This is a genomic window from Vibrio sp. 10N.222.47.A9 (genome assembly GCF_963872585.1).
Lineage (GTDB): Bacteria > Pseudomonadota > Gammaproteobacteria > Enterobacterales > Vibrionaceae > Vibrio > Vibrio splendidus.
Genome location: NZ_CAWNBB010000058.1, coordinates 39,964 through 47,019 on the forward strand (window position 1 = coordinate 39,964; position 7,056 = coordinate 47,019).

Annotated in this window: 4 protein-coding genes and 1 pseudogene; 4 read left to right on the forward strand and 1 reads right to left on the reverse strand. The window is 43.6% G+C overall.

Annotated elements, in window-relative coordinates; all coding sequences use genetic code 11:
* Positions 1 to 198: 198 nt before the first annotated feature.
* Positions 199 to 1,715: pseudogene (locus AACT19_RS19600) on the reverse strand (ISNCY family transposase).
* Positions 1,716 to 2,295: 580 nt separating this feature from the next.
* Here AACT19_RS19600 and AACT19_RS19605 point away from each other — a divergent pair.
* From AACT19_RS19605 to AACT19_RS19620, 4 genes are read left to right on the forward strand one after another with little or no spacing between them, the layout of a single operon-like run.
* Positions 2,296 to 2,760, forward strand: coding sequence for a hypothetical protein (locus AACT19_RS19605; RefSeq protein ID WP_017097876.1), 465 nt, complete (start codon positions 2,296 to 2,298; stop codon positions 2,758 to 2,760).
* 27 nt (positions 2,761 to 2,787) lie between these two features.
* Positions 2,788 to 5,610, forward strand: a complete 2,823-nt coding sequence (locus AACT19_RS19610) for a PAAR-like domain-containing protein (RefSeq protein WP_076648319.1) — start codon at positions 2,788 to 2,790, stop codon at positions 5,608 to 5,610.
* Between the two features lie 12 nt (positions 5,611 to 5,622).
* A complete protein-coding gene (locus AACT19_RS19615) occupies positions 5,623 to 6,366 on the forward strand; it encodes an AHH domain-containing protein (protein WP_076648322.1) in 744 nt (247 codons plus the stop codon).
* A complete protein-coding gene (locus tag AACT19_RS19620; protein WP_017097879.1) occupies positions 6,363 to 6,983 on the forward strand; it encodes an imm11 family protein in 621 nt (206 codons plus the stop codon). The genes AACT19_RS19615 and AACT19_RS19620 overlap by 4 nt, the downstream gene beginning before the upstream one ends.
* The last annotated feature ends 73 nt before the right edge of the window (positions 6,984 to 7,056 follow it).

Sequence of the window (7,056 nt, forward strand, 5' to 3'; positions counted from 1 at the left end):
GTCACTGACCACATTTATGTCCAGAGGTATGCCAACGCGACTATCGCAGGCACGTTTGTTTCGTCTACTAGACAAAAGCCTCTCAGGTTGAATTTTCACCCGGGGCACTTTGTGATTACCGAGGGAGGTTGACGGTCTAAATACCGAAGGATTCTGTCGTTGCTTTATTCATAGTAGTCCACTATTGCAGATTAGTTTCTATTCGATAATTGATTCCTCGGCACGTGCCTCCCGTAACTCTCTTGTATTCAGCTTTTCTTCAAGCCAGATGTTCCTTACTGTTGAGTGACTAATCGAGATGTTAAAACGCTTTCTCATCTCACCACTTATCCTAATAGAGGTTAGGTGAGGCGATTTGAGTGTTAATGAGATGACGATATTTCGAGTCTTTTCATCGATGCGATTATTGTTGTGTGATTGACCATACAGACGTTTCAAAGCAAGTGGGCCATGGGCTTCAAGTAATTGACGGTTGTTGTGAATGCTTTTGACAGAACAACCGCTTTGTCGAGCCGCTTCTCTAACATTCCCTAACTCATTGGCAAGCTCTATAGCCTCGATCTTTTTCTGAACCTCTTCTCCGTATTCTTTCCTAGAGCTAGGCTCAGTAAGCTCTTTAATCGATAACTCTCGGTCGGCAAAATAAGCCGTAAACCACCATCAAGTTGCTTACGTAGTTCGACTTGTTGACTCACGATAGAGTGCCGTAATGGGGAGGTGATTTGATACATTGCGTTGGCGTAACTGAAGGTATGATCTCGACGGATTTTTCGATATTCTTTTTGAATACATATCGCGTCAATGTTGAGGTACTTCGGAACGGGTGTATGCTCAGAGCGCATTAATTTGGCGTTGACTGTGAGGGTCGTTGCCCAATACTCCGGGATGAAGGTATTTTGTAGGTAGTTATTTGCACTGATCATATCAGTAACCCCAGCCAGTCTTAACTCAGGGACTAGACGATCTTGGAACGTATCAAAGGCACGTTCGATGCGACCCTTGCCTTGAGGCGAATTGGCAAAAATAATTTCTATACCCAGCTCTTCACAGGCTCGTTGCATCTGGGAGAAGTGGCAACGTTTTGGCCCACCGAAGATGCCCGCTCTATCGACATAAAGAGTCTTAAAAAGCCCTTTTTTCTCGATATAAGTTTTCATTACTTTGAGGCACCCTTCGGTGGTTTCTGAAGGGAAAAACTCCGCATGAACCTCACTGGTTGCATCATCAATCATGGCGATAAGACAGGATTTTTTATCACCGAACCAAAGGTGCGGACTGCCGTCCATTTGCAGCATTAAGCCTTCGGCTTCCATACGCTCACGTCGTCTTCTTACCTTAGAACGTCGATGTTTGGCTCGTTTTACATGATGGATTTCATGTGCCCAGGTACGAAGCGTCTCCCGTTTTACTTTGATGCCTTCAAATACCTCTAACATATCGGCGAGATGAAGCATGTTAAAGTCGTAATACTTGGCCTTTATAAGAGCTTGAACTTGTTGCTTTAAGGTAATGGGGATTTTATTAGCGGGTGCCCTTCCTGTGTTGCCATGAACCACAAATCGGATACCATCAGAGCGATATCGCCTGAGATAACGTTCAATGGTTCTGCGAGACTTATTGAGGAGCTTAGAGGCATTAGTAATTGAGATTTTACCGAGAGCAACTTTTGCGATGATATCCACGGTAAGCTGAGATTGAGTATTCATAACGATCATCCTATACACCCCTGACTAATTCGTAGCACTAGTCAAAGGATTACGTAAAAATAGAGACCGTCAATTTCCCTCGGTAATTAAGCGAATGACAAAGTCGCTTGGTAGTTACGATACGACAGAATCGCTTGGTGATCACAATATTAGGCGTTCTTCGCCAACACGTTTATGCCCCATTATAAGGTAGATCTTTTACTCATCCACACCTTGTTAATGTGTGTTTCCCCTAATAAAAGTTATCTGACATTAGCAGTTGTCAAAGTTATACGACACAAAAGACATCATCGTGTTGCTTTTTGGCTTGGTATATCGTTTCTATCATTACTCAAGTGATGTAATAATCTCCACTTTAAAATGATAGTGATGTGCGTGACTTTAATCACAAATTTGAGTGCGAGATAAACCTATAGAAAAGTGAAAAACACATGCGATAAAGCCAATTGATTTGCTAGTCTAGTTACATTGATTGGCCTTCATGCCTTTAAAGTCGATTATTCAATCGTAGTGACCATTCATTTCCACATTACCTATTCAAATCGCCCAGAGATAAAATAATAGGCTCTAAATAATCACTGGGCCCATCATGAATCAAGAGCCACCAAGAGATATTCTCAAGCCTACTTCAAAACCCTGCTCTCGAATTGGTTGGGTAGTGGAAGTTCATCCAGAAAAGAATCGAGTCAAAGTAGATTTTGAGCATAACCCATTTTCTCAACCTCTCTGGGCGTCAATAGGCCGTGCTTTTACTCAGTCAGAAATTTTTATGGCCATCGATAATAAGCTCGATTGCCGAATCTCTTTTCTATCCGAAGATCTTACCATTCCAACATTGGTTGATATTTATATTTCTTTGCTTGAAGAGCAAGAGCTTGTTGTTAAAGCAAAGAGGATAACCCTTGATGCAGAGGAAGAAGTGCTTATTGGCTCTGGGACGACACAAACCAAATATAGTGGAACGGATGGCCGTATCACTACAACAGCCAAGCATCTTAGTAGTAGCGCTGAAAAAATTCATAAGATCCAGGGCGCTAAGGTAAAACTCAACTAATCCACTTAATCTAAGTAGGACATATTAATGGCAGTTACAATAAGTGCAAATGGACTCAGTGTTGTCCATAAAGGCTCGGGAGGAGAGGCGAATGCCACCCTGCCTGATGTGTGCCTTACTACAGTCGGTAAACCTGTTGTACCAATCCCTTATGGAAATAACGCGAAGTCGGCAGATTTAGTGGAAGGCACTACGACAGTCACAGCAGATGGCGGAAACAGTATTGCTTTAAAGGGCAGTAAGTTTGCCAAGAGCACAGGCGATGCGGGCGGGGACAAGAAAGGCGTAGCATCGGGTACGATAGAGGCCGAGGCCGAGTTCATTTCCTCATCACCGAGTGTCATCATCGAAGGGAAAGGCGTGGCTAGGTTGTCAGACCAAATGACAATGAACAAGGCCAACACCATGTGCCTAGGTGGGGTTCAAAACCCTGCCGTCACGGTCACTGAAGATGAAGAAGGCACTTATACTGTCTACGTCAAGGCTCGATACCCGGATGGTGTACTTCTCAAGAACGCAGATTTTGACATTACCGATGTATCTGGTGGTGCTCTGTCTCCTGGTCACTTTGATAACTCTGGCAAAAGCAAAGTATCAGGCTTAAAGCCGGGTCAAATCAAGATTCTGGTTAAAGAAAGTACGGATGAGTTTATTGCTACCCCGGTTCGTATAACCAACCCACACTACCTACCCGATTACAATGATGATGACTTCTTTGATAGGTCTGCTCAGGGACAGCAAACCTTCTGGCACCCGAATCGTATTGCCCCGCCAGTAGAAGGCTGGGGAACCATGGGGCCTAGCCTCACCGCTGACCGGTATTTTGCAGATATTGTGAAAGCAGAAACGAAAGCCCACTTCGAGTTTAGACACCCTAGTTTTCAATTCGGTATATTGGCAGAATCGCTAATCGCGGGGATTGATAGTCTCTCCAATGCCAGCTTTGACAGTGTACTGGCGAACGGCCTACCGATGGTGATAGATGAAGGAGAAATACTCTCTGTTCTATTTCGGTTACCCAAGCATGAAACCGCAGACCGTATGCTGGCTTACATGCGTGCTCGTGGCAAAGGTAACCCGCAGGTTTTCATCAATAACTACCCTTGGGATAAGGCTAAGAATACACTCAACTCTGAACTTGAAGATCTACTTAGTAATATAAAGGGGCGTGTTGAATCCCTGAAGTCCGAAGCCAGTCGGTTGAATTACGTTTACTTGTCGTCTGATATCTATGAGAAGCATGTAAGCTCCATTGATACCTATGCTAAAAAGCTATCCGATAACCTCAGCCAAGCTTTCAAGCGTATGGAGAAGAAAGCTAACCAACTTATAAGTGATGTGTCGGATGTCTCAGTCATTCAAGCGCCTGATCATGTTTATTCTGCCGAAGCAGGGACTATCGAAGTAGTCGTGAATGCGATACCGAAAATAGATTTAGAGGAGCAGAAGTGGATTAAGATCCGTGCCGTTCACGATGACCTGTGGGGAACGCCTGTTTACGCTAAAAACCTCAAAGTGATAGCCAATGGTTCGGTTCCCCATAAAGACAAATTGGATCTCAATCCATTACCGCAAAGAAGTACGGCCTCAGAAACTATGGATTTGGCGTTGGAGACCCAGAAGACAGAGGGAGGTGTGGTGGTGGTCGATGATCTCAAGCCCAACACAGATTCTGTCACTATCGAGTATGAAGGTGAATCAGGTATTGAAGATAAGATTGTAAAACAACAGGAAGCTATCGAGACTTATTTGGACGGCCTTTTAAACACTGTCGCGAAAGATATGACAGGTTTCCAGAAACAATGGAATGAAGAAGGCGTACTCTGTTTAGGTGATGGTGTGCTTGAAGGGACTAAAGCTTGGGGGGCTGATGTGGTGGAACTTTTCTCTCCCGAAGTCTGGGGCGAGATGGGCCATACCTTAGCAGATGCCACCACCGATGGTTTTGATAAGCTCTATATTTACGCCAATCAAAAATACAATGCATTGGAAAAGTACACCGCCGATGCGATGAAAGGAACAGAAGTTCAGTTAGCTCAAAGTGATTTACCAAGCTGGGTAAAACAGGCGGCTTATATTTCCAGTATGGCGCCTAACTTGCTTATTGCGGCCAGTGTGGATGCGTACGAGAACATTGATGAGGCCATTGATGATGTGCAGCTTTGGTGGAATGAAGGCTCAGACGATATGGCGCGCAAGATTAAGTGTATTGCAAGACACAGAGAAGCGATTTGGAATTTGCCTACGCTCTTTACCAACAACGATGTTAAAGGCGTAGAAAAGTTCGTTGACACTGTTGTGATGGAGTTTGACCCTGAATGGGCAATGGAAATCAAGGAGAGTGAGTTTTTCCCTAAGGCCTTGGCGTTGATTAATGATGACAACAGCATCTTGCCTTTCTTTACATACTTGAACCTGATTATTGAAGCTGTCCCACCTAACTTCTATTTCTACCACGTGGGTAAAGCAGCTGCGTATATTGCCATTGAAGTGGTGTTAACCATAGTGATTGGTTTGCTAACTGGGCCAGCAGGGGCAGCCGCCAGAATTGCGACGGTTACAGCGAAGTTTACCATGGGCGTTAAAAAGGTTGGTGCAGCCTCTCATGCCGCACAAGCACTAGAAACCTTTACCAGCACCGTCGATGGTTTAGTCGACATCTTGCCAGATTACGACAAGTTAGCGGGCCATTTGGCATTGCGCCGTAAGTCCGCCATAGCAGACAAACGGGTTAATAGTACCGCTCAAGTGGAAGAGAAACATGAGCCTAGAAAGGGTAAATGTCGACTGTGTAAGAGTGAAGAACATAAAACGCCTCGGTTGTACCGGGGTGAAATCGAATATGTATAGGATAAGTTATCTATGGGCACACTGATGAGTCAAGAGGCGGCAGAATCGGATTTCGTCAATGGTATGATTGAGAAAAAAGGCTATCGTAAGCGCTGGGTAAACAACGTAAAAAAATTATCTGAGCACCCTTATAATAATGGTATCCATATGGATACCCATCATATTATTTCGGCAGAAGCAGTAAAACACAGTGAGCTGGGTGAAAACCTAGTCAACAAAGGCTACGACATCAACCAGTTATCGAATTTGGTCGGCTTTCCTGCTACTTTGCCGGGTGCATGTCAACTCCATTGCCAATTACACCGCGGCGATCATATCTTTAGCCGACCTAGGGAAGAACCTTATCATCGTTACGTTTCTGGAGAGTTGAGAGATCCAGAGATAAGAAAAAAGATTAAAGACTGCTATGGAAAGACTAAGAAAACAGAAACCGAGTCAGAGATACATAAGCTGCTCGACCCGATTAGTCGTAAAGTGCTAAAGAAAATCAACAAAATTGAAAGAGGGCAATTTTTTTCATTACCGTTGACCAAAATTTCCCAATACTTTATTCCAGGAGGACCCGGCTGCGCCTGCCAATTCGATATTATCAACGCACAAACCAATCCTGATAACTATTGCAACAGTGACCGGCTTCACTATCAACTGGGCGAAAGAGATGGCAAAGACAAGCGCTATCAAACCAGTAGTTCCCCATGGAACACCAAAACGATCACGTACCAAAACACCAGATGGATACCCAAGGTAGGACAATGAGCCAATACAACGACCAATACTATATTGTTTTCGAAAATTATGATGAAAATACTTTGTACCTAAAGCCTCAAAAACATTCAGCCATGAGGGATTACGAATACACCAAGCTAAGTGGTGATGAGCCAATGCTTTTTGAAAACTGCTATCGTGATGAAGATTTGGTTCGAGGGGTTTCTAGGCCAATTAAAAAGGCTCACTTAGACTCAACCTACCCAGTATTTTCTGATGAAATTAAACAATCTCTTGGTAATATAGACAATGCATGTTGTCAGGTTTACCCCAGCGTGATCGTAGATGATCATGACAAATATCATGAGGGCTATTGGGTGTTTAATGTATTTGAGAAAATGGATGTTTTGAATCTAGAAAAGTGTCAGATTGATGATTATGACCCGGAAGATACTAGACACACAATTGAGCAGTACTATTTGGATGATAACAAGTTGTCTGCGATGCCAGAGAAAGAACGCTTGGTCTTTATGCCAAAATTCAGCGATTACCCTCATATTATTGTTCATGAGAAAGTAGTAAAAGCGTTCAAGAAACAAAACGTGGATACGCTTAACTTTGTAAAAGTCTCTGATTGGGTAATGGGCCTCCAGTTTGTAGAGTCTTAATGGACCAGTGGCTGCTGAAGGCATTGGGGAAATCTGCATTTATAGCTTAAAAGGTTCTGTCGCAAAGTTTTAA